Source organism: uncultured Endozoicomonas sp., from assembly GCF_947495845.1.
Taxonomy (GTDB): Bacteria; Pseudomonadota; Gammaproteobacteria; order Pseudomonadales; family Endozoicomonadaceae; genus Endozoicomonas.
This window is the reverse complement of record NZ_CANMAO010000010.1, coordinates 28,124-50,685: the sequence shown is the minus strand read 5'-3', so window position 1 is coordinate 50,685 and position 22,562 is coordinate 28,124. Positions and strand designations below refer to the sequence as shown.

At 48.8% G+C, this 22,562-nt stretch carries 23 protein-coding genes and 1 tRNA gene; 21 read left to right on the top strand and 3 right to left on the bottom strand.

The genetic code is table 11. The annotated features are described in order from the left end of the window. Positions 1 to 29: 29 nt before the first annotated feature. A complete protein-coding gene (locus tag Q1B11_RS09140) occupies positions 30 to 266 on the top strand; it encodes a hypothetical protein (RefSeq protein ID WP_299731037.1) in 237 nt (78 codons plus the stop codon). Between the two features lie 317 nt (positions 267 to 583). Here the strand turns inward: Q1B11_RS09140 and cra are convergent, their stop codons facing one another. Further along, complete coding sequence (cra, locus tag Q1B11_RS09135) at positions 584 to 1,570, bottom strand: catabolite repressor/activator (protein ID WP_299731034.1); 987 nt, start codon at positions 1,568 to 1,570, stop codon at positions 584 to 586. A 181-nt stretch (positions 1,571 to 1,751) separates the two neighbouring features. Here cra and fruB point away from each other — a divergent pair, with 181 nt between their 5' ends. From fruB to fruA, 3 genes are read left to right on the top strand one after another with little or no spacing between them, the layout of a single operon-like run. Beyond that, positions 1,752 to 2,882, top strand: coding sequence for a fused PTS fructose transporter subunit IIA/HPr protein (gene fruB / locus Q1B11_RS09130; protein ID WP_299731031.1), 1,131 nt, complete (start codon positions 1,752 to 1,754; stop codon positions 2,880 to 2,882). Beyond that, a complete protein-coding gene (gene pfkB, locus Q1B11_RS09125; RefSeq protein ID WP_299731028.1) occupies positions 2,879 to 3,829 on the top strand; it encodes a 1-phosphofructokinase in 951 nt (316 codons plus the stop codon). Before fruB ends, pfkB begins: the two co-directional genes overlap by 4 nt. A gap of 18 nt (positions 3,830 to 3,847) precedes the next feature. After that, a complete protein-coding gene (gene fruA, locus Q1B11_RS09120) occupies positions 3,848 to 5,590 on the top strand; it encodes a PTS fructose transporter subunit IIBC (RefSeq protein ID WP_299731025.1) in 1,743 nt (580 codons plus the stop codon). A 429-nt stretch (positions 5,591 to 6,019) separates the two neighbouring features. Here fruA and Q1B11_RS09115 read toward each other — a convergent pair. Further along, positions 6,020 to 6,106: transfer RNA gene (locus Q1B11_RS09115), tRNA-Leu, on the bottom strand. Between the two features lie 422 nt (positions 6,107 to 6,528). Here Q1B11_RS09115 and queA point away from each other — a divergent pair. The 6 genes from queA (at position 6,529) to Q1B11_RS09085 (ending at position 12,855) form a co-directional block, all read left to right on the top strand. Further along, complete coding sequence (gene queA / locus Q1B11_RS09110) at positions 6,529 to 7,557, top strand: tRNA preQ1(34) S-adenosylmethionine ribosyltransferase-isomerase QueA (RefSeq protein WP_299731022.1); 1,029 nt, start codon at positions 6,529 to 6,531, stop codon at positions 7,555 to 7,557. Between the two features lie 168 nt (positions 7,558 to 7,725). After that, positions 7,726 to 8,841 (top strand): tRNA guanosine(34) transglycosylase Tgt, encoded by a 1,116-nt coding sequence (tgt, locus tag Q1B11_RS09105; protein WP_299731019.1) that lies wholly within the window; start codon positions 7,726 to 7,728, stop codon positions 8,839 to 8,841. Between the two features lie 147 nt (positions 8,842 to 8,988). Continuing rightward, entirely contained in the window at positions 8,989 to 9,333 is a 345-nt protein-coding gene (gene yajC / locus Q1B11_RS09100; protein WP_067521946.1) for a preprotein translocase subunit YajC, read from the top strand. A 289-nt stretch (positions 9,334 to 9,622) separates the two neighbouring features. Further along, positions 9,623 to 11,491, top strand: a complete 1,869-nt coding sequence (gene secD, locus Q1B11_RS09095) for a protein translocase subunit SecD (RefSeq protein ID WP_299731008.1) — start codon at positions 9,623 to 9,625, stop codon at positions 11,489 to 11,491. Continuing rightward, positions 11,457 to 12,419, top strand: a complete 963-nt coding sequence (gene secF / locus Q1B11_RS09090; protein ID WP_366139448.1) for a protein translocase subunit SecF — start codon at positions 11,457 to 11,459, stop codon at positions 12,417 to 12,419. The genes secD and secF overlap by 35 nt, the downstream gene beginning before the upstream one ends. 58 nt (positions 12,420 to 12,477) lie before the next feature. Then, positions 12,478 to 12,855 carry a VanZ family protein gene (locus Q1B11_RS09085; RefSeq protein ID WP_299731002.1) on the top strand — a complete coding sequence of 126 codons (378 nt, stop codon included), beginning with the start codon at positions 12,478 to 12,480 and terminating at the stop codon, positions 12,853 to 12,855. A 25-nt stretch (positions 12,856 to 12,880) separates the two neighbouring features. Here Q1B11_RS09085 and Q1B11_RS09080 read toward each other — a convergent pair whose 3' ends face one another. Beyond that, complete coding sequence (locus tag Q1B11_RS09080) at positions 12,881 to 13,699, bottom strand: inositol monophosphatase family protein (protein WP_299731000.1); 819 nt, start codon at positions 13,697 to 13,699, stop codon at positions 12,881 to 12,883. Positions 13,700 to 13,976: 277 nt separating this feature from the next. Between Q1B11_RS09080 and trmJ the strand changes: the two genes are divergently transcribed. The 11 genes from trmJ to ndk all read left to right on the top strand — a co-directional run bounded on the left by trmJ (position 13,977) and on the right by ndk (position 22,485). Further along, positions 13,977 to 14,732, top strand: coding sequence for a tRNA (cytosine(32)/uridine(32)-2'-O)-methyltransferase TrmJ (gene trmJ / locus Q1B11_RS09075; RefSeq protein ID WP_299730997.1), 756 nt, complete (start codon positions 13,977 to 13,979; stop codon positions 14,730 to 14,732). Between the two features lie 30 nt (positions 14,733 to 14,762). Beyond that, positions 14,763 to 15,587 carry a serine O-acetyltransferase gene (gene cysE, locus Q1B11_RS09070; protein ID WP_299730994.1) on the top strand — a complete coding sequence of 275 codons (825 nt, stop codon included), beginning with the start codon at positions 14,763 to 14,765 and terminating at the stop codon, positions 15,585 to 15,587. Between the two features lie 445 nt (positions 15,588 to 16,032). Beyond that, positions 16,033 to 16,503 carry a Fe-S cluster assembly transcriptional regulator IscR gene (gene iscR / locus Q1B11_RS09065; protein WP_067517794.1) on the top strand — a complete coding sequence of 157 codons (471 nt, stop codon included), beginning with the start codon at positions 16,033 to 16,035 and terminating at the stop codon, positions 16,501 to 16,503. A 116-nt stretch (positions 16,504 to 16,619) separates the two neighbouring features. Continuing rightward, positions 16,620 to 17,834, top strand: a complete 1,215-nt coding sequence (locus Q1B11_RS09060; protein WP_299730983.1) for an IscS subfamily cysteine desulfurase — start codon at positions 16,620 to 16,622, stop codon at positions 17,832 to 17,834. A gap of 46 nt (positions 17,835 to 17,880) precedes the next feature. Further along, on the top strand, positions 17,881 to 18,321 hold the full coding sequence (gene iscU / locus Q1B11_RS09055; RefSeq protein ID WP_299730980.1) for a Fe-S cluster assembly scaffold IscU: 441 nt from the start codon (positions 17,881 to 17,883) through the stop codon (positions 18,319 to 18,321). Between the two features lie 57 nt (positions 18,322 to 18,378). After that, positions 18,379 to 18,711, top strand: coding sequence for an iron-sulfur cluster assembly protein IscA (iscA, locus tag Q1B11_RS09050; protein ID WP_067517789.1), 333 nt, complete (start codon positions 18,379 to 18,381; stop codon positions 18,709 to 18,711). A gap of 77 nt (positions 18,712 to 18,788) precedes the next feature. Further along, on the top strand, positions 18,789 to 19,364 hold the full coding sequence (gene hscB, locus Q1B11_RS09045; RefSeq protein ID WP_299730970.1) for a Fe-S protein assembly co-chaperone HscB: 576 nt from the start codon (positions 18,789 to 18,791) through the stop codon (positions 19,362 to 19,364). Between the two features lie 29 nt (positions 19,365 to 19,393). Next, positions 19,394 to 21,256, top strand: coding sequence for a Fe-S protein assembly chaperone HscA (gene hscA, locus Q1B11_RS09040; protein WP_299730967.1), 1,863 nt, complete (start codon positions 19,394 to 19,396; stop codon positions 21,254 to 21,256). 2 nt (positions 21,257 to 21,258) lie between these two features. After that, positions 21,259 to 21,597: an ISC system 2Fe-2S type ferredoxin gene (gene fdx, locus Q1B11_RS09035; protein WP_067517785.1), complete on the top strand. Its 339-nt coding sequence runs from the start codon at positions 21,259 to 21,261 to the stop codon at positions 21,595 to 21,597. A gap of 68 nt (positions 21,598 to 21,665) precedes the next feature. Further along, the gene (gene iscX / locus Q1B11_RS09030; protein ID WP_299730960.1) at positions 21,666 to 21,869 is read left to right on the top strand and encodes a Fe-S cluster assembly protein IscX; all 204 of its coding nucleotides are present in this window, start codon (positions 21,666 to 21,668) and stop codon (positions 21,867 to 21,869) included. Positions 21,870 to 22,053: 184 nt separating this feature from the next. Next, the gene (ndk, locus tag Q1B11_RS09025) at positions 22,054 to 22,485 is read left to right on the top strand and encodes a nucleoside-diphosphate kinase (RefSeq protein ID WP_299730957.1); all 432 of its coding nucleotides are present in this window, start codon (positions 22,054 to 22,056) and stop codon (positions 22,483 to 22,485) included. Positions 22,486 to 22,562: the final 77 nt, after the last annotated feature.

Genomic DNA, 22,562 nt, shown 5'->3' with positions numbered 1-22,562 from the left:
TTCACTATATAATAAAGCAGGAGCAGGAAATGAGAGATCTTTACGTGGATCAATTGTTAGGAATCACCGTGATGCGCGGTGTGGCAAGATTGGATTTTGCCCGGGTTGAAGAAGTCGATACCGATGAAAACAAAATGAAACTCTCCAGCTCCTACCGTATCGCCATGCCCCTAGATGTTTTGATGCCATTGGCAGAACAAGCCGGTAAAGCTGCAGCTGACCTGAAGGAGCGTATGCAAAAGAAGCAGGCTGATGAGAAAGAGTAAGCCTGAAGCCGAGTGTGCTGAATAGGTAACTATCAGGTCTGTCACACTCTCCATCTAGACTATCGAATATTGCAAAGCACAGTGTTCCCACCATCCAGCTATCTCAGAAATAACCTGAGCAAGATGACTAAGTCGGCTCTGTCATTGCTGACATTCCTTAATCATCACTTTGTGAAAGCGTGACCGATGAGTTTTCTTTACTCCAACTGAAGCAGTTCAATAATATGTTTTTTTGAGTATTAAACAGCAAAAACACAATCAGGCAGTCAAGGCGCAATTTGGACGAAAAAGCAGAAGTTATCATTCAGCCCACTACTTCAAAACCGCCAGACCGGTTGTCGTTTCACCAGCGTCAGCCCTGCTTCATAGTCTCCACCAATCGCCTTAAGCGTCTTTGCCAACACATGCTCCGCAATCAACTCAAATTGTTGGGACAGCGATTGCACTTTGAAGGGCAGGAAGTCCAAAAAACGGTGATCACCAAAGGTAGCCAATTGCACTTTCTCGCCTAATTCAGGGTGGCTGCATATGCTATCCAGAACCCCTTCGCAAAGTGTGAACGATGCTGTAATGATGGTTTCGGGGATGGTTCCGGCAGAAATCCATTGCTCCATCATTTCACGACTGGTGTCCGGTGAAAACTGCCGACCATAGCAGACTTCGAAATCAATGGATGTTGTTTGCTTTTCGATGGCTTGCCTGAATCCGGCTTCCCTTGACTGTGACACACTCAGTTCTGGGCAGGCGCTGATGAGTGCAATGGATGCTGGTTTGTTTTCCAGCATTTTTGAAGTAAGCAACTCTGCTCCCTGCTCATCTTCGCTGGTGATAGAGGTAAAGTGTTCTGCAGGTAATGTACGGTCAACAGCAATGACCGGGGTGCCTTTGTTTTGAATGGTTTGATAAAAGTCAAAACTTTCAGTGAGGCACGATGCAGTAATCAGTGCATCCAGTTTGCGACTGAGCAGTAAACGAACCACGTCTTTTTCTGTGTCAGGATTGTCATCAGTACAGCTGATTAGTAGCTGGAATCCGTGCTTTCTGGCATTCCCTTCAAGCAGTTTGGCGAGCCGGGCATAACTTTTGTTCTCAAGATCGGGTATGACCAGTCCAATGGAGCGACTTTTTCCTCTACGAAGTGAGGAGGCGCCGTGATCGGGGTGGAATCCGTGTTCATTCACTATCGCCATTACTTTGTCACGGGTGCGCTGGCTGATCCGGTATTGATCCGCTTTGCCATTAATCACGTAGCTGGCAGTGGTTTTTGAAACACCAGCCAGTTGAGCAAGTTCATCCAGTTTCATTGATTCTGCTCTTTAGCCTGACATGGGTTTACTGATATTGATCAAAATAATGATGTCAGGTGTTAAATAGTGTTTGCATTATAAGCTGAAACGATTCAGCATTTGAAGCTGAATCGTTTCAGCCAATTTTTACAGCTTCATCGTCGTACGACAATGGCCGTAACTGATAAGCGGAAGAGCTATGTTAACAATCACTGAGCGGGACATTGTGACCGGGCAAAAAGCGCCGGATAAACAACAGGCGATCACCATGGTGGCCGAAGGGCTGGTGAGCCGTGGATTGGTGGCCGGTGGTTATGGTCAGGGGATGCAGCAGCGTGAGCTGCAGGCGGCGACCTATCTTGGAAATGGTATCGCTATCCCCCATGGCACGGTGGAAACTCGTGATCAAGTATTGAAAACCGGTGTTCAGGTGATGCAATTTCCAGACGGTGTCGTCTGGGGCGATAATGGGCAGAAGGCTTATGTGGTCATTGGAATCGCGGCAGGTTCCGATGAGCATCTCGGCATCTTAAAGCAGTTGACCCGTATCCTATCGGTTGCTGACCTTGAGAATCAGTTGAAGGCGGCTAGTACAGCAGAAGCCATTGCACTGATGCTGAACGGTCAGGAAAAAACGTTACACTTTAATGCAAACCTTATTGATCGGCGTTTCCCTGCTCGCTCCATGATTGAGGTTAAAGCCGCATCAGCGGGCTTACTCAGTTATCAGAAGCTGGTGGATAGTCAGTTTGTGAGCCTGATGATTGCTGAGGATCCTGTGTACCTTGGTGAAGGTTTTTGGCTGTTGTCGCCTATTTCCCATGCCCGGTCGTCCGCGATGACGTTTCTGACCGTCGCCGATGAGATCAGCTTCAACGGATTACCAGTCAAAGCGCTACTAACCATTGCAGTGGGTGATGACAGTTGTACCGCAGCAATGGAAAACCTCTCAACATTGATTGTCGAGAAAGATTTGGCAGCTCTGTTGAGTATGGACAGTGACGGCATTGTGGCAACGTTCACCGCAAAGCAGAACAAAGCTCTGGCTAATGCGCATCACTACACCATTTTGAATAGCCATGGTCTTCATGCTCGACCCAGTGCCATGTTCGTTCATGCCATTAAAGGATTGAATGCGACAGTGAAGGTTGCGAATGCAACAGAGGGGAACGGCGAATTTGTTGATGGTCGTGTAATGTCGAATGTCATGGGGCTGGGATTGGCGAAAGGTCATCAGCTCGCTGTGGTCGTAGATGGGCCTGACGGGGGTAAAGCACTGGCAGCAATCAAAGAGGCCATTGCTTCTGGGCTGGGTGAGGCAGTGGCATGAATCAATCCATTTTAACCGTGACCCTGAATCCCGCGCTGGATATGACGGCTAGCCTGCCAGCACTGAACGTTGGCAAGGTGAATGTGATCGAACAGGCGGGTGTGCATCCTGCTGGAAAAGGCATCAACGTTGCTCGAGTGTTAGCGGATCTGGGAGAACCAGTTAGGGTTGCCGGATTTCTTGGCGCTGAAAACGACAATGGTTTTAGAGAGTTGTTCCAGACTATTGGAGCAGACGATCAGTTTATCCGAGTACCGGGTGCCAGTCGTACCAATATAAAGTTGGTGGACAGTGGTAGCAATGTGACAGACCTGAACTTTCCGGGTATGGCAGTGTCTCCGTCAGACGTTGATCAGTTTGAACAGCGGCTGATAACACTGGCGAAAGAACACGAACTTATCGTGATCGCCGGCAGCTTGCCTTCCGGTGTCATGCCGGAGCAGTTGAATCGCTGGATTACGCTTCTAAACGGGCAGGGTAAAAAAGTCGTCGTAGATACCAGTCGTGATGCGCTTAAAGCAGCGCTTGGAGCCATTCCCTGGCTAGTTAAACCGAATGAAGATGAATTGGCTGAATGGCTGGGTGAAGCTCTGGTGACGGAAGAAGCCTTGATGGCCGCAGGGGAACAGCTTGCAGCAACGGGTATTGCTCATGTGGTGATTTCCCGGGGAGCAGAAGGCGTACTGTGGCTTCATGAAGGTCAGTGGTTGAAGTCAACGCCACCAAAGATGGCGGTTGTCAGTACTGTGGGTGCTGGCGACACATTGGTTGCGGGCCTGTGTCATGGACTGAATCAACGTAGCGATCGTGAAGCTGTACTTCGACAGGCGACGGCGTTATCTGCACTGGCTGTCAGCCAAGTGGGCGTTGGTGTGCCGGATCAAGACCAATTACAGAAAATAGTGCAACAGGTGTCTGTTAGCACCTTGAAATCTCAGACATTGTAATTACAGGATATGACAGCAATGAAAACCGTAATTGTAACTGCCTGTCCCTCCGGGATAGCCAATGCAGTGCTGGCACAAGGTGTACTGGCAAGGGCAGCTGAAACGCTGCAGTGGGCAGTGAACTTTGAAGTGCAAAGCACCTTCAGCCAATTTGACACACTGGGCGGAAACGATATTTCAGCCGCTGAACTGGTGATTCTGGTCGGGCCTGTCATGGATAAGGCGCGTTTCAACAATAAGCGTGTTTATCAGGCTGGTGTTGGTCAATGTTATGAGAATCCCGTAGCTTTTCTTGAAAAGGCTCAAGAGGAGGCAGTCGTCGTTTCCAGCCTGGAAGAGATCACTGAGCTTCCGGAAGGTGTTGTATCTGAGTGTCGTCGTATAGTGGGTATTACCGCCTGTCCAACGGGTGTCGCCCATACTTTCATGGCGGCAGAAGCGTTAGAGGAAGAAGCCCGTCGCCGTGGTGAGTGGATCAAAATTGAAACCCGGGGCTCCGTTGGTGCTAAAAACCAGTTAACTGCAGAAGAGATCGCCAGTGCTGATCTGGTGATGATTGCTGCGGATATTGATGTAGATCTTGCCCGCTTTGATGGCAAGAAACTCTATAAAACCAGTACCGGAGCGGCTCTGAAAAAAACCGCCCAGGAGTTGGATCGTGCTTTCGCAGAAGCGGAGATCTATCACCATACTGCTAAAGCGGCGTCTACTTCCTCAAACACAGAAGAGCGCATGGGTGTTTATAAGCACCTGATGACCGGTGTTTCACACATGCTGCCTCTGGTTGTGGCGGGTGGCCTTGCCGTTGCTTTGTCGTTTATTTTTGGTATCGAGGCATTCAAGGTAGAAGGATCGTTGGCCGCTGCACTGATGAATATAGGTGGTGGCAGTGCCTTTGCTCTGATGGTACCCGTGCTGGCCGGTTTTATTGCTTTTTCGATTGCAGATCGTCCGGGTCTGGCGCCGGGTCTGATTGGTGGCATGCTGGCCAGCTCGACGGGTGCCGGTTTTCTTGGTGGTATCATTGCCGGCTTTCTGGCGGGTTATTCTGCAAAACTGATCGCAGAAAAAGTGCCGGTGCCTACCTCAATGGCAGCATTGAAACCCATTCTGATTATTCCATTACTGGCAAGCTTGTTTACTGGCTTAGTCATGATTTATGTAGTGGGCGGCCCGGTCTCTGCACTAATGTCGGCATTGACGGACTTTCTGAATAACATGGGTGCTGCAAATGCGGTTCTGCTGGGTGCGTTACTTGGCGCCATGATGTGTTTTGATATGGGTGGTCCGGTCAATAAAGTGGCTTATACCTTTGGTGTTGGTCTGCTGGGTTCCGAAACCTATGGACCGATGGCTGCGGTGATGGCAGCGGGTATGATTCCGCCACTGGGTATGGGACTGGCGACGCTTATTGCCCGTCGTTACTTCACTGCACCGGAACAGGAAGCGGGTAAGGCAGCCATGGTATTGGGATTATGCTTTATTTCCGAAGGCGCAATTCCGTTTGCTGCGCGCGACCCAATGCGGGTTATCCCGTCCTGTGTTGCCGGTGGTGCTCTGGCTGGTGCGATTTCGATGTTGTTTAGCGTTGAGTTGATGGCACCCCATGGTGGTTTGTTTGTCTTGTTGATCCCTGGTGCAATCAGTCCGGTGTTGCCTTATCTGTTTGCCATTGTGGCGGGTACGTTTGTGACGGGTGTTGTCTATGCGGGTCTAAAAGTGATGGAGGGTAGAAGGCTGCTGAACGCCACTGCAGCATGATTCAGGCTGGCTTACATTAAATCTGGCTGTAGGTGAAAAAAGCCCTGTATTTCATGAGTACGGGGCTTTTTTAATCGTTTTGGCCATTTTATTTTGACCCATGCCAAAGCTTGTAACTTTTCTTACTATCACAGTTTTTTTGATGGTATTCACACTAAAAATATCAGCATAAATATCGTAAAAGTCCCCAGCATAAGGTTTGGTAAAGTTCAGAAAATAGCTGTTGATAGTGAAAGTTTACCAGCAAAAACTTGCCGAAAGTTCAAGATGACTGGAAGGGGGCACAATGAAGAAAAAATGTGGGGTTTTTTTGCTGGGAGTCACAGACACCAAAACCAGTAGTAGGTATTAGTATGAATGAAGAATATGGAAAAGATTAAAAAAGACAGTTGTCGTATTATTTTTCTAGAAGAAAGTTTAACTTATATTTGGTACCGGTGGGCGGACTCGAACCGCCACGCCCGTTAAGGCGGGGGATTTTGAATCCCCTATGTCTACCAATTCCATCACACCGGCATTGGGTTGAGATTATGATATCTTCTGATTGATTTCAAACTTTCTTTTAGTCTTCAATCTTTCCAGAAGAGGTGTCTCTCAAGTGCGGCGAAGTATATCAAAGACTTTATTCAGATCAAGCAGTTATTGCATATTTTATTGGTTAAGGTTTGCTGACTATGGGTAAGCTCGCCTGACACCGTTGCCGTTTTGCAGTATCCTTCGCAGCTTTTCTACGCTTTGTTTAATGCACAACTTATATACCCAAAGAATTTCAAGTTGCTACGCGGCGGCAAGCGAGTGAATCCCCATAAGCCTACAAGTAGTAGGTGATTGGGGTGAGCGAGCGCAGCCAACAAAGTAGCAGCTTGAAAGGCGAAGGGTATAAGCAGCATTTATAGATAATGGCGTGAGTGTTGTAGTGAGTACCTACCGGATTGTCCATGCAAGTCAGTGATTTTGATTTTGATCTGCCCGATGAGCAGATTGCCCGGTTTCCTGCGGAAGATCGTACCGGCAGCCGTATGCTGTGCCTGAATGGTAATAGCGGCATCATCAACCATCGACAGTTTGCAGATATCGAAAGCATGCTGGAGCCCGGCGATTTGCTGGTGTTGAACAATACCCGTGTTATTCCGGCACGAATGTACGGTCAGAAAGAAACTGGCGGCAAGATTGAAGTGCTGATTGAGCGCGTGGTGGAAGATAACCTGGCGCTTGCGCAGGTTCGAGCCAGTAAATCGCCTAAGCCTGGTTCGGTTTTGCTGTTGGGTAACGGTTCTGTTCGTGTTGTGGTGGAAGGGCGACAGGATTTTCTGTTTATTCTTCGGTTTGAAACCTCAATTTTTCCGATATTGCTGGAACATGGCCATATGCCACTTCCGCCGTATATTGATCGGGAAGACGGTGACAGTGATCGCCTGCGTTATCAAACGGTATTCGCCGAGAAAGACGGTGCCGTTGCAGCGCCAACGGCAGGGCTGCATTTTGATGAAGCGTTGCTGGCGCGGCTGGAGGCAAAAGGCGTTAATAAGGTGTTTGTGACGCTGCATGTGGGGTCGGGTACTTATCAGCCGGTGCGGGTGGATAAGATCGAAGATCATGTGATGCATGCGGAGTATATTGAAGTGTCCGAACAAGTTTGTCAGGCGGTTCGGGAAACCCGGGCGAGAGGCTGTCGAGTAGTTGCTGTGGGGACAACCTCTGTGCGGAGTTTGGAATCAGCGTCTGCTTCTGGCGAAATTCAGCCGTTTCAGGGGGATTCGACGATTTTTATTTACCCCGGTTATGCGTTTAAGAGTGTGGATTTGATGGTGACTAATTTTCATCTGCCTCAGTCTACCTTGTTGATGCTGGTTAGCGCGTTTGCTGGCCGTGATCATGTTTTGCGCGCATATGATGAAGCGGTGGCGCAGGGGTATCGCTTCTTTAGTTATGGCGATGCGATGTTGTTGGAACGTAAGACGGTTTGATGATGTTTCATTTCTATGCGCTGTGTCTGGGTTCGTTATGCATTCCCACGCGGAGCGAGGGAACGAGATGTTTGAAGTTTTGCGACAGTCTCGTAAGCATGAGAACGAGAGTTGTAGTTTTTGATTTTTGAAAGTGATTAAACGGTCATGAAAAGAGAAGAGTGTTTTATGCAGTTCGATCAGCTGGCTACCGACGGTAAAGCCCGTCGTGGTCGGCTGACGTTTCCTCGCGGTACAGTAGAAACGCCGTGTTTTATGCCGGTGGGCACCTATGGCACCGTTAAAGGTATGTTGCCGCGGGATATTAAAGAGATTGGTGCTGAAATCATTCTCGGTAACACCTTTCACCTGATGTTGCGCCCGGGCACGGAAATTATTCAGAAGCATGGTGATTTGCACGATTTCAATCAGTGGCAGGGGCCGATTCTCACGGACTCCGGCGGCTTCCAGGTGTTCAGTCTTGGCAAGTTGCGCAAGATTACCGAAGAGGGCGTTTCTTTTCAGTCACCGGTGGATGGTTCCAAGGTGTTTTTGAATCCGGAAGTCTCCATGCAGGTTCAAAAAGAACTGGGTTCTGACATCGTTATGATCTTTGACGAGTGCACACCGGGAGACGCCAGTGAAGAGCAGGCTCGTGTGTCTATGGAGCTTTCTCTGCGTTGGGCGGCACGTTCCAAAGCTGCTCATGGTGAAAGTCCTTCAGCGCTGTTCGGCATTATTCAGGGCGGCATGTTCGAAGAGTTGCGTGATGTGTCTTTACAGGGGCTGACTGAGATTGGCTTTGACGGTTACGCTATTGGTGGCTTGTCGGTTGGTGAAAGTAAAGAAGACATGATGCGTATTCTGTCTCATATTTCGCACAAGATTCCGGAAGATCATCCTCGTTACCTGATGGGCGTTGGTAAGCCAGAAGATATTGTGGAAGCGGTGCGTCGTGGCGTGGACATGTTTGATTGCGTGATGCCGACGCGCAATGCCCGTAATGGTCATCTGTTTGTGGACGAGGGTGTTATTAAAATTCGCAACTCCGCCCACAAAAAGGATGAGCGTCCACTGGAAGAACATTGCGACTGTTACACGTGCCAGAATTTTAGCCGTGCTTATTTGCACCATCTGGATAAGTGTGGCGAGATTCTCGGTTCCATGCTGAACACCATTCATAACCTTCGCTATTATCAGCGAGTGATGGAAGGGTTGCGTGGCGCCATAGAAAAAGGCGAGCTGGAAGCGTTTGTGGTGGAATTCTATCGCAAACGTGGTCAGGAAGTGCCGGACTGGGGTTGATATTTTTCAGTCAGTCCCAATAAAACGTTAGGTTATAAGACTTCCGGTAACGCTTTGTTACGCAGTATTGACGGCGCTGTCTTCCGGACTGTTTATTTTTCAGGTAAATTGCTGCATCAACAGTAAGAATGTTTTAGGAGTATTGGAATGATTCCTTTTATCAGTCAGGCTCAAGCTGCCGCCGAAGGCGCGGCGCCAGCAGTTGGCGGACCGGGAATGATTGGCCAGCTGGTGATGCTGGGCGGTTTTGTGCTGATTTTCTGGCTGCTGATCTGGCGTCCACAAAGCAAGCGTGCCAAAGAGCATAAAAACCTGATTGGTGGCCTTGCTAAGGGTGACGAAGTGGTCACCACTGGCGGCATCCTGGGTAAGGTGAACAATGTGACTGATGAGTTTGTCACTCTTCAGGTAGCTGACAATATGGAAATGAATTTCCAGAAAGGCTCAGTAGCAGCGACCTTGCCAAAAGGCACGATCAAGGCTATTAAATAAAAGCTTTGAAAAAGGCAGTCATCAGACTGCCTTTTTTACGACTGAATGGACTGCCCGCGCAATTCGATTTGCCCATGCAATAAACGTTTAAAGTCGCATAATACCAATAGCGCTTTTAAATTATGCAGCGAGCAAGTTATTTTGGGCGACTGGGCAAGGCGAAGAGACGAGTCATAGCCAAACTATGGCGAGGAACTTCAACGCAGATCCAGTTGGTAAAAATAACTGCGCAGCCATAATTTTAAAGCAAAATTGGTATAATACTTATTAAATCAGGAACCGGTGAGCCATGCTCAATCGCTATCCATTGTGGAAGTACCTGCTGATTCTGGTCGTGGTAGGTCTCGGGTTTATTTATGCCCTTCCCAATCTTTATCCCGCAGACCCTGCTGTTCAGGTCTCTGGTGCCAGTTCATCCAAAGTGATGGATGAACGGGTTCAGCGTCGTGTTGAGCAGGCATTGTCTGCCGCGGATGTTGACATTAAATCTGTAGAACTGGACGACGGTTCTTTGTTAGTTCGTCTTAATCATGCCGACCAGCAACAGCTTTCCAAGTCATTGGTAAAAGAAGCGCTGGGTGATGATTATGTGGTGGCTATTAACCTTGCTCAGACGACACCGGAATGGCTGACGTCCATCGGCGCTTACCCAATGAAATTGGGTTTGGATCTTTCTGGTGGTGTGCACTTCCTTTTAGAAGTGGATACAGCAAAAGCGGTGCAGTTGAAGTTAGATATTGCTAATTCGGAAATCCGTACCGCACTGCGTAAGGAAAAACTCCGTTACCGCACTATGCCAGAGCGTGCCGACGGTGCACGACAGATGGCATTTAATGATGTGGCTTCCCGCGATAAAGCGGCGAGACTCATCAGCAGAGATTTCCCAGATCTGACCGTTGAAAACACAGAAGTGAATAGTCGCCCGGTGGTGTCTTTCGGTTATTCAGAAACGGCGATTCGTGAAGTTGAAGATTATGCAGTACGGCAGAACCTGACAACCGTTCGTAATCGTGTGAATGAACTGGGTGTTTCTGAGCCATTGGTTCAGCGTCAGGGTCGTAACGGCATTGTTGTCGAGTTGCCAGGTGTTCAGGATACCGCAGAAGCCAAACGTATTCTCGGTAAGACGGCCAACCTGCAGTTCCGCTTAGAGGCATTGCCTGATGCTTCCCGTGTGAGTACCGAAACCTTCAGTTTCAGAAACTCCGCACGCCCTGCGGTAGCCCTGGAAAGAGACATCATTATTACTGGTGACCAGGTGTCCAGTGCGCAGTCCAACTTTGATACCCAAAGTGGACAGCCTCAGGTCAATATCAATTTGGACAGTCATGGCGGTACGGTGATGAATCGTGCAACACGTAATAACGTGGGGCGTGCCATGGCGGTGATTTTTATTGAGCAGAAGCCTGTTACCAAGGTAGTGGCCAAAACCGTTGATGGTGTAAAGGTTAAGGAAACGATTCAAAGTTTCCAGCAGGAAGAGAGTGTCATCAGCCTCGCAACCATTCAAAGTGCGTTGGGTAATCAGTTCCGTATTACTGGCCTGGACTCTTCTGGAGAGGCCTCTGAATTAGCATTGCTGCTTCGTGCCGGTTCTCTCGCTGCGCCTATGTACTTTGCTGAAGAGCGTACTGTTGGCCCAAGCCTGGGTGCTGAAAACATTCAGATGGGTGTTCATTCCACGGTGATTGGCCTGATTCTGCTGCTTATCTTTATGGTGGTGGTGTACCGTGTGTTTGGTTTGCTGGCGAACATTGCGCTGTCAATCAACCTGGTGTTGTTGATGGCGGTCATGAGTCTGTTTGGCGCGACGCTGACCATGCCGGGTATTGCGGGTATCGTTCTGACGTTGGGTATGGCGGTGGATGCGAACGTTCTGATTTTCTCCCGTATCCGGGAAGAAATTCGTAATGGACGACCGATTCAACGTGCTATTCATGATGGTTTTGACCGCGCGTTTGTTTCCATTTTTGACGGTAACATTACCACGTTGCTGGTGGGTATCATTCTGTTTGCGGTGGGTACCGGACCTATCAAAGGTTTTGCAGTGACCCTGTGTATCGGTATTCTGACGTCTATGTTTACGGCGATTGTGCTGACTCGCTCATTGGTGAATGTCACCCATGGCGGCCGCAATCTTAAGAAACTACATATTTGAGGTGGCAGTGATGGGTGATTTAAAAGTCATTAACTTCATGCGACTGCGCAGCCTCGCGTCGGTGCTGTCGCTGATACTGATGGTGGGTTCTTTAGCAACATTGTTGACTAAGGGCATCAATTGGGGGCTGGATTTTACCGGCGGAACCCTGATTGAGCTGGTGTACGATAAGCCGGTGAAAACGGCCGATATTCGTGAGCAGCTGGCTGCTGAAGGATACGATAACGTTGTCGTTCAGGAGTTTGGTTCCGCAGAAGATATTCTGGTGCGTATTCCCGGTGATGATCCGAAACTGGGTGCTACGGTCAGTAATCTTCTGGGGCAGAACTATGAAGGTAAGGTAGAGGCGGTTAGGGTCGAGTTTGTTGGCCCGCAGGTGGGGGATCGACTGAGAGATCAGGGCGGCTTAGGCATGTTGTTTGCCATGGTGCTGATTACGCTTTACATCGCTTTCCGCTTTCAGTTTAAATTCTCTGTGGGTGCCATACTTTCTTTGGCCCACGACGTGATTTTTACTCTGGGGCTGTTCTCTTTCCTTCAGTTGCAATTTGATCTGACGGTGTTAGCGGCATTGCTGGCGGTAATCGGTTACTCCTTGAACGATACCATTATCGTTTATGACCGAATCCGGGAAAATTTCCGCAAACTCCGTAAAGGCGATGCTATTGAGGTGATCAACGTTTCCCTGACTCAAACGTTGGGTCGTACGTTGGCAACCTCCGGAACCACCTTGATGGTTCTGCTGTCTTTGTTCTTGTTTGGTGGTGAGATGATCCACAATTTTGCGATGGCATTAATTGTGGGTGTGGGTATTGGTACCTACTCGTCCATCTATATTGCATCCAATATGTTGGTGTATATGAAGATCAGCCGAGAAGACCTGATAGTGCCTGTTAAGGAAAACGAAGAGCTGGATCAGATACCCTGATTCGCTCTAACATAAAAAAGCCGGCATTTGTGCCGGCTTTTTTGTAGGGAGTGTGCCTATGTTTATTTTTAAATGGATGAAATCTTTACCTTCGCCATTGTTGAAAACCGGTTTTTATTTGTTGCTGTTGGCTGTGTTAGTGATGGCATTGCTTCCTGTTGAAGAGGAGGGGCCAGCGACATTAGTGAATGACAAGGTAATGCATGGACTGGTGTTTCTAATGCTGGCGTTTGTGATGGAAGTGTTGGCTCATCCGGGCGGTGAGTTGAGGTATCTAAAGCCAGCTCTACTGTTATTGTATGGTGCGCTGATGGAGGTATTGCAGGGGCAGACGGGATATCGTGATCCTTCCATTGCGGATTTTATTGCTGATGGTGTTGGAATTGCGATGTTTTATGGGATTGCGAGTATCGTGAGGAAAATAGAAGCAAAGTGAGGCGGTTGCCTCACTTAACCCGTATTCAGGAGCGGAACATGCCTTCAGTCACGAAAGGACGAATTCGCTTAAGCATGTCTTTGAAGCAGCCACTGTTGCCAGCAACTACCTGATTGTTCTGCATGTAGGTGTGACCACCTTTAAAATCACCAACCAGACCACCGGCTTCCTGAATCATCAGAACGCCCGCTGCCATATCGTAATCCTGCAGGCCAATTTCCCAGAAAGCATCCAGGCGACCAGCAGCAACATAAGCGAGATCCAGAGAGGCAGCGCCGGCGCGACGAATACCTAAGGTATCGCCCAGCATGGCGCGCATCATGTTCAGGTAATTGTCGACGTGGTTGATACCTGGTGCCATAAATGGAATACCGGTACCAATAAGAGCGCCTTCAAGCGTTCTGCGGTTACCCACACGAATGCGTTTACTGTTCAGGGTGGCACCATGACCACGGCTGGCGCAGTATTCTTCTTCATTCATTGGGTCGAGAATAACGGCGTGTTCCAGGCGACCACGATACTGCACAGCGATAGACACTGCGAAGTGAGGAATACCTTTGATGAAGTTGGTAGTGCCGTCGAGAGGGTCGATGATCCAGAGGTAATCTTTGCCGTCGTCTTTGCCTTCACGAAGGCCACTTTCTTCACCATAGAAGCCATGGTTTGGATAGGTTTTGCTCAACGCAGCGATAATGGCTTTTTCAGCAGCCCTGTCCACTTCGGTGACAAAATCGTTACGACTTTTGATTTCGACGTCTACGTGGTCGAGATCCTTGTAGGCACGGGCAATAATATCACCGGCCTGGCGTGCTGCTCGCAGCGCCATACTCACCATAGGTTGCATAGGCTTGATTACATCTGAACTGTAAAAGATCGAATAGAGCTGGATTAATGAGAAAAAGTTGTTTCTCGTTAATCCTCAAAGTTGGTCGCGCATTCTGACAGGATGACCGCGAAGTTGCAATGGAGTGCTACGCAGGGTTTGTCAGTAATTTTACCGAGTGCTTGGAATCGCTGGTATTTTGGGTACACTGACGGGATATAAGCTTGGCTCGAATTATTGGTTGCTTTTGAACCTTTTGGTTCTTCTGAAAAACACACCCACGCAAGAGATTTCAGCGGTGCTCGACAACATCTCCATAGTATTAGTAAACCCCTCTCATCCGGGCAATATCGGTTCCACAGCCCGGGCTATGAAAACCATGGGGTTAAGTCAGTTGTGTCTTGTGGCTCCCGATGATTTTCCTTCTGGCACGGCAACCGCACTGGCTTCGGGGGCGGATGACATTTTGAGAAATGCCAAAGTGTGTGAAACCCTGGATGAAGCGTTGGCCGATTGCCAGTTTGTGGTGGGAACCAGCGCCCGGGTTCGTGGTGTTTCTCTGCCGTTGGTTGACCCGAGAAGCTGTGCTCAAAGCATTGTGCAAGAAGCTGCAAACAATAAGGTGGCCTTGATTTTTGGTCGGGAAGACAGTGGGCTTTCTAACGAACAACTGCGTCGTTGTCATTTGCAGGTGCATATTCCCACCAATGAAGACTTCAGTTCATTAAATTTGGGGGCGGCCGTGCAGGTTTTATCTTATGAAATACGGATGGCTGAACTGTTAAATAAAGATGCGTTGGATCTACCGATACCCAAAAGTAATGAGTTGGCCTCCATGGATGATATGGAGCGTTATTACGATCATCTTTATAGCGTACTGATGGAAATTGGTTTTCTTGATCACAGTAGCCATGAAAAAATTATGGCCAAAATGCGTCGTTTGTATGGCCGTGTTCGACCCGATCAGGTAGAGCTGGGTATTTTGCGCGGTATTCTTTCTGAAACTCAACGATGTCTGGCGTCGGGCGGCGGGACTCAAAAAACAACAGAATAATCTATTTAAAGGACAATTCAGGCGCTGACCATGTTTGAGAGATTGAAGGAAGACATAAAAACCGTCATGGAGCGGGACCCGGCGGCTCGGGGAACCTTTGAGGTGATCACAACGTATCCGGGACTGCATGCATTATTGTTGCATCGTGGTGCTCATCGACTCTGGAAGTCGGGGTTCCTCTGGTTGGGGCGAATGCTATCTACCTTCAGCCGGTGGCTGACGGGGATCGAGATTCATCCTGGCGCAACCATCGGTCGCCGCTTTTTTATTGATCACGGCATGGGTGTGGTGGTTGGTGAAACGGCAGTGATTCAGGATGATGTGACTATTTATCACGGGGTAACACTTGGGGGAACCTCTCCTAATAAAGGTAAAGGGCATCCATCTAATCAAGGAAAGCGTCACCCAACCCTCGCTAAGGGTGTTGTGGTGGGTGCTGGCGCAAAAGTTCTCGGTCCATTTGTGGTTGGAGAAGGTGCAAGAATAGGCTCCAATGCGGTGGTTGTACGCGAGGTGCCAGCAGGTGCAACGGTGGTGGGTATCCCAGGACGTATTGTCAAAAAGCCTGAAGTTTCAGAACAGGAAAAAAACCGTCACGCTAATGCTGGAAAAATGGCCGAAAAGATAGGGTTCGATTCTTATGCGGTTACGTCGGAAATGCCAGACCCTACTGCTCATGCTATCTCAGCCATGTTGGATCATCTTCATGAGGTGGATTCCCGCTTCGAACGGCTATGCAAACTTCTGGAAGATAATGGAATGAATTGCTGTGTCGGTCCAGCCCCGGAGTTGAAGGAAGAAGATTTTGAATCTGTGATAAAAGGCGCTTCTGAAGAGCGAGAAACGCCAGTTTGATCATTGAGTAGAGTGATTCTGTTAATCGGAGTTGCTCTCCTTTCCATAATGTATCTCTCCTTATATCTGCTTTTCTGACTGTCTTCGCAGGGGGGCTTTATGTAGCCATAACGTTGGGTTTTTATGGTGATGTTTCATCAGATTTTGAAAACCCTGGCAACATTCTATAGAATGCCGCCAGGCTTTAGGCTTTTTGTGAATTTAAACTAACAAAGATATTCCATCCTCATTCTGCTTTCTTCCGCAATAATCCCATCCGCTTAGCAATAATCCCATCCGCTTAATAGTTGACTAAAATACTCGGGTATTGCATACTTCATCTTATAGTTTGAGCTTTAAGATATTGAATTTGCTGCTTGGAGAGTCGCGGCTCAATACTCTGCTTAAAGTGTTTGGGGGTTTACGACACGTGGAAGCGCTGTCTGAATAGCAAGTGAGATGCTGTATGAGATTAACGACCAAAGGGCGTTACGCAGTCACTGCCATGTTGGATCTTGCTCTGCATATTGATCAGGGTCCGGTTTCACTGGCGGATATCTCAGAGCGTCAGGGAATATCATTGTCTTATCTTGAGCAGTTGTTTGCGAAGCTTCGCAGGGCTGATCTGGTATGCAGTGTGCGCGGTCCCGGTGGCGGATACCGGCTTAGTCGCGAAGGGCAAGACATCTATGTCGCCCAAGTGATTGATGCTGTCAATGAGTCGGTAGATGCGACCAAGTGCAAGGGCGCTGGTGGGTGTCAGCAGGGGGTTACCTGTCTTACTCATCATCTCTGGCAGGATTTGAGCGAACAGATTCATACCTTCCTTGACGGGATTAGCCTCGCTGATCTGGTTGCTCGCAGGGAAGTGCAAAATGTTGCTGATCGTCAGGATGGGCAACAAGATAACAAAATTGCTGTAGACACGATTTTATAAGACCTCTTGTGGCGCGCTAAAAGCAAAGTCAAAGAGAAACAGTGTGGCGGCATGATGATTTTCACCCTATGCGAATCAAGGGTTTTGAGCGTACTGACCGCCTGGAGATGTACCAGATGAAATTACCGATTTATCTCGATTATTCTGCAACAACGCCGGTAGACCCGCGTGTGGCTGATAAAATGATTCAGTGCCTCTCGCTTGAAGGTAATTTTGGCAATCCGGCATCCCGCTCCCATTTATTTGGTTGGCGTGCTGAGGAAGCTGTCGAAGACGCTCGTCGTCAGGTGGCTGACCTGATTCATGCAGACCCGAGAGAAATAGTCTGGACTTCTGGCGCGACAGAATCCGATAACCTGGCTATCAAAGGTGTTGCCCGCTTTTATAGCAAAAAGGGTAAGCATATTATTACTTCCAAAATTGAGCATAAGGCGGTTTTGGACACGTGTCGTCAGCTGGAAAGAGAAGGTTTTGAAATTACCTATCTTGAGCCGGGCAGTGATGGCTTGATTACACCGGTCATGGTGGAAAAGGCGCTGCGCGACGACACCATTCTGGTCAGCTTGATGCACGTCAATAATGAGATTGGCGTGATCAATGATATTGAAGCGATTGGCGAGCTTACCCGTGCTCGTAAAATTATCTTTCATGTGGACGCGGCACAAAGTGTTGGCAAAATTCCATTGAATATGGAAACCATGAAGGTTGATCTGCTTTCGATTTCTGCCCACAAACTTTATGGCCCTAAAGGCATTGGCGCCTTGTTTGTACGTCGTAAGCCGCGTATTCGCCTTGAGGCTCAAATGCACGGCGGTGGTCATGAGCGTGGTATGCGTTCGGGCACCCTGGCAACTCATCAGATTGTTGGCATGGGCGAAGCCTGTCGTCTTGCTGCAGAAGAGATGGATGCGGAAACGGTTCGTCTGACAGCGTTGAAAGAACGTGTTTTATCCCAGTTTTCCGATTTGGAAGAAGTACACCTTAATGGTTCTGCGGAGCAGCGGGTGCCAGGGATTCTGAATATCAGCTTTGCTTTTGTTGAAGGCGAGTCGTTGATGATGTCCTTGAAGGATCTGGCTATTTCTTCCGGTTCTGCCTGTACGTCGGCAAGCCTTGAGCCTTCCTATGTACTGCGAGCTCTTGGGTTAAGTGATGAATTGGCGCACAGTTCTCTCAGAATCAGTCTTGGTCGCTTTACTACCGAAGAAGAAGTAGATCATGCGGTGAAAGAGATTCATGTGGCGGTAGAAAAGCTGCGTGAGTTGTCGCCACTGTGGGATATGTTCAAAGACGGCGTTGACCTTAGCAAGGTTGAGTGGGTTGCACACTGAGGAATTATGAAGCGCTGTGCATAGCAGGGCTTCGGAGGAGAGAAAAATGGCATACAGCGAAAAGGTCATTGATCACTACGAAAACCCCCGTAATGTGGGCAAGCTGGATCAAGAAGCCGGAAATGTCGGCACAGGGATGGTGGGTGCGCCTGCCTGTGGTGACGTAATGCGTCTGCAGATTCAGGTGAACGACGATGGTGTCATTGAAGATGCCCGCTTCAAAACCTACGGCTGTGGTTCGGCTATTGCTTCCAGCTCTCTGGCGACAGAGTGGATGAAAGGCAAGACACTTGATGAAGCGGTCACAATTAAGAACACCGATATTGCCGAAGAGCTGGCACTGCCGCCGGTAAAAATTCATTGTTCCGTCCTGGCTGAAGATGCTATCAAGGCAGCGATTGATGATTATCGCGCTAAGCATGATGATCAGGAAGAGCAGGAGGGGCGGCAGCAGCCGTCTCAGGAAGAATCGCAGGAAGAGGAATAACCGGAATTTCCCCGATAGCAGGTCGGGGACGTGTTCCAGTTAGTAGCGGAGTATTTGATGGCAATTACCGTAACTGAAACGGCTGCCCGTCACATTCAAGGCCAGCTTACCCGTCGTGGTAAAGGGCTCGGTATTCGTCTGGGTGTGCGTACATCTGGATGCTCTGGCATGGCCTATGTTCTCGAGTTTGTCGATGTAGTTGACGACGGTGATCTTGTATTTGAAGATCATGAGGTCAAAGTATTTATTGACCCGAAAAGCCTGGTTTATCTGAATGGCACAGAACTGGATTTCGTAAAAGAAGGCTTGAATGAAGGATTGCAATTCAACAATCCTAATGCTGCCAGTGAATGTGGGTGTGGTGAAAGTTTTAATGTCGATGCTGGCTGATGCGTGACGCATTGTTGTTGGCATTGGTAAATGTGAAAATTGATGGTTCGAATGATGGCTCATCCCGCTGACGCAGGTTGAGCCATATTTTTAACCGGTCTGGTGGTGTTGCTGTGTTTGATTTGACCAAGAATTATTTTGAGCTCTTTGGGCTGCCGGTCTCCTGTCAGGTGGATCTGAAAGCGCTATCAGGTCAGTATCGTGTGTTGCAACGGGCAGTGCACCCGGATCGTTTTGCCAGTGATGATGAGCGACAGCAGTTGCTTGCTGTGCAATATGCATCCCATGTTAATGATGCGTTTCATACTTTGAAGCAGCCGTTAAATCGAGCGATTTATCTTCTCAAGCTCGCTGGTCGCGATGTGGATATGGAACGCAATACGGTCATGGATACGGCCTTTCTTATGGAGCAGATGGAACTTCGTGAGTCTGTTGATGAGGTTCGTTCCGATGCCCATCCGGAAAAAGCGCTTGAGTTACTGGTGGCTCGAGTGGATGGCGATATTGATGACTATCTACTGCATTTTGAACAGTGCTGGCAATCCGCTGGAAAAGAAGATCTTGATCAGGCAGAAGCGGTTGTCAAGAAGATGCAGTTCATGGTAAAGCTGGCGGCTGAATTGGAAGCGCTGGAATCTGACTTACTGGATTAAGCAGCGAACTAGGAATATAAGAGGCAGATATGGCGTTACTGCAGATTTCCGAGCCGGGACAGGCTCCTGAACCTCATCAGCAAAAACGTGCCGTGGGTATTGACTTGGGTACCACTAACTCCCTGGTGGCCACGGTCCGCTCAGGTTCCGCTGAAACGCTGGCTGATATTGAAAATCGGCATCTGTTGCCATCGGTCGTCCGGTATGCAGAGTCTGCCGTTCAGGTAGGTTACGATGCTCGTGCAATGGCATCGGAAGATCCGGAAAATACCATTATTTCTGTTAAGCGTATGATGGGTCGTGGTCTTGACGATCTGGATTCTCTTGGTTCGTCTTATCAGTTCGCTGATAACGATAATAAGGGTATGCCCTTTATTCAGACCCGCCGTGGTGATATCAGTCCGGTTGAGGTGTCTGCTGAAATTCTTCGCGTTCTGAGCAGCCGGGCAGAAGAAACCCTTGGCGGCTCTCTGGATGGAGCCGTCATCACTGTTCCTGCCTACTTTGATGATGCGCAGCGTCAGGCTACAAAAGATGCGGCTAAAATTGCCGGGTTAAACGTCTATCGTCTATTGAATGAACCCACTGCGGCAGCTGTCGCCTATGGTCTTGATCAGGGTGGCGAAGGTGTCATTGCTGTCTATGATCTGGGTGGTGGTACTTTTGATATCTCGATTCTCCGTTTGGAGAAAGGGGTGTTTGAAGTGATGGCTACCGGTGGCGATACGGCATTAGGTGGCGATGACTTCGATCGTGCCGTGGCTCGTTGGATCCTTGAGCAGGCAGGTGTTGATGAAACATCGATGACAGCCCGCCAGATGCGCGAGTCTATTGGTGAAGCCTGCCGGGTTAAAGAGGCGTTGAGTGGGCAGTCCGAAGTTGGCGTTCGCTTTGGTGATTGGGCGGGTGCATTATCTCGCCAGCAGTTTGATGATTTGATTGCCCCTCTGGTCGAGCAAACGTTGCGAGCATTTAAGCGTGCGTTGCGGGATGCGGGTCTGAAAGCAAAAGATATTGAAGAAGTGGTAATGGTGGGTGGTTCTACCCGGGTACCAATGGTTCGTGAGAAGGTGGAAGAATATACCGGACGTCCGCCGTTAACCTCTATTGATCCTGATCGGGTGGTTGCGGTGGGCGCAGCCCTGCAAGCGAATGTGCTGGCAGGTAACAAGTCAGCAGATGATATGTTGCTGCTGGATGTGATTCCATTGTCCCTTGGTTTGGAAACCATGGGTGGCTTGATGGAAAAAGTCATTCATCGCAATACGACCATTCCCGTCAGTAGAGCCCAGGAATTTACCACCTACAAAGATGGTCAAACGGCCATGGCGGTCCATGTTTTTCAGGGTGAGCGGGAATTGAGTCGTGATAATCGCTCCCTGGCCCAGTTTGAATTGCGAGGCATTCCACCCATGCCTGCTGGCGGAGCAAAGATTTGTGTGACCTTTCAGGTGGATGCGGATGGTTTGCTCAATGTTAGTGCAGAAGAGCTTTCCACTGGGGTGCAAAGCAGTATTCAGGTGAAGCCATCTTACGGTCTCAGTGATGGTGATATTTCCCGCATGTTGAAGGATTCTTTCGAATTTGCAGGCGATGATCGTGATGCCCGGGCGCTTCGCGAGCAGCAGGTAGAAGCGGATCGTGTCATTGATGCCTTGGATGTCGCGTTGGCAAAAGACGGTAAACTGCTGTTGAGTGCTTCTGAGTTTGAAGTGTTGCAGGCGGATCTTGTTGCTCTTAGAGAGCAGCGTGAAATCGGTGATGCGAAATCCATCACCCGTGAAATCGAACGTATTGGTAAGTCCAGTGAAGAATTTGCTGCCCGTCGAATGAATGAAGGAATTCGCAAGGCTCTTTCCGGACAAAAGTTAGATGATTTGGAGGAGTTCTGATTATGACTCGTATTGTGTTCCTTCCCCATGAAGAGCTGTGCCCGGAAGGTGCGGTGGTTGAAGTTGAACCGGGTATCACTGTTTGCGATGCCGCTCTGCAGAATGGCATCGAAATTGAGCATGCCTGTGAAAAATCCTGTGCCTGCACGACCTGTCACGTGATCGTTCGTGAGGGGTATGAGAGCATGGAGGAGGCCGATGAGTTGGAAGATGATATGCTCGACAAGGCTTGGGGGTTGGAGCATGAATCCCGTCTGAGTTGTCAGGCGGTGGTCGCGGATGAAGACCTTGTGGTTGAAATTCCACGCTACACCATTAACCAAGTTTCTGAACGCCATTGATTTTTGTGCGCTGTCTGAATAGGGTGTTCAGGCAGCGCAATATTAGGTAGAAGCCAGGAGCAGGTGTTATGTCTCTAACGTGGACAGATGTTTATGATATAGCCATAGACTTACACGAAGCGCATCCTGAGGTTGATCCAAAGTTTGTGAATTTTGTGGACTTGAGGAACTGGGTTATTTCTCTTGATGGTTTTGAGGATGATCCGGATCGTTGTGGAGAAAAAATCCTGGAGGCTATTCAAATGGCCTGGATGGAAGAGGCGGAAGGGTAAGCGGCGTTTTCTGCTTGTTGTTAAATGGTGTTTGCTGATAACAAATGGCAGAAAAAACTGACACTTGCGGCACGATTGTATAGAATGCTGCTCAACTCCAGCAAGGGACGCTGAGAGAGTCGTACGTTTTTTATAAGTAATAATAATCCCGAAAGGGCACGAAAATGACAATCTGGAGATCATAATGGCGGTAGAACGCACGTTATCCATTATAAAACCTGATGCAGTAGCCAAGAGTGTCATCGGTAAAATCATTGCACGTTTTGAAGATGCAGGCCTGAATATTGTTGCTACCAAAATGGTTCATCTTTCTGATGAGCAGGCTGGTGGTTTTTACGCTGAGCACAAAGAGCGCCCATTTTATAAAGATCTGGTGGCGTTTATGACGTCGGGCCCTGTGGTAGTGTCTGTGCTGGAAGGCGATAATGCCGTTGTCCTGAATCGTGACCTGATGGGTGCAACCAACCCTAAAGAAGCGGCGGTAGGTACTATTCGCGCGGACTTCGCTGAAACGATTGATGAGAATGCGGTTCACGGCTCTGACTCCGTTGCGTCGGCAGAACGTGAAGTTGCTTACTTTTTTGAAAGTGATGAAATTTGCCCAAGAACCCGCTAATCGAACTGAGCAGTCAGTTTACGGGTTTTAAAACCGGGTGTTAAATATTAGCCATCAGTGGGGAGACTTACTGGTGG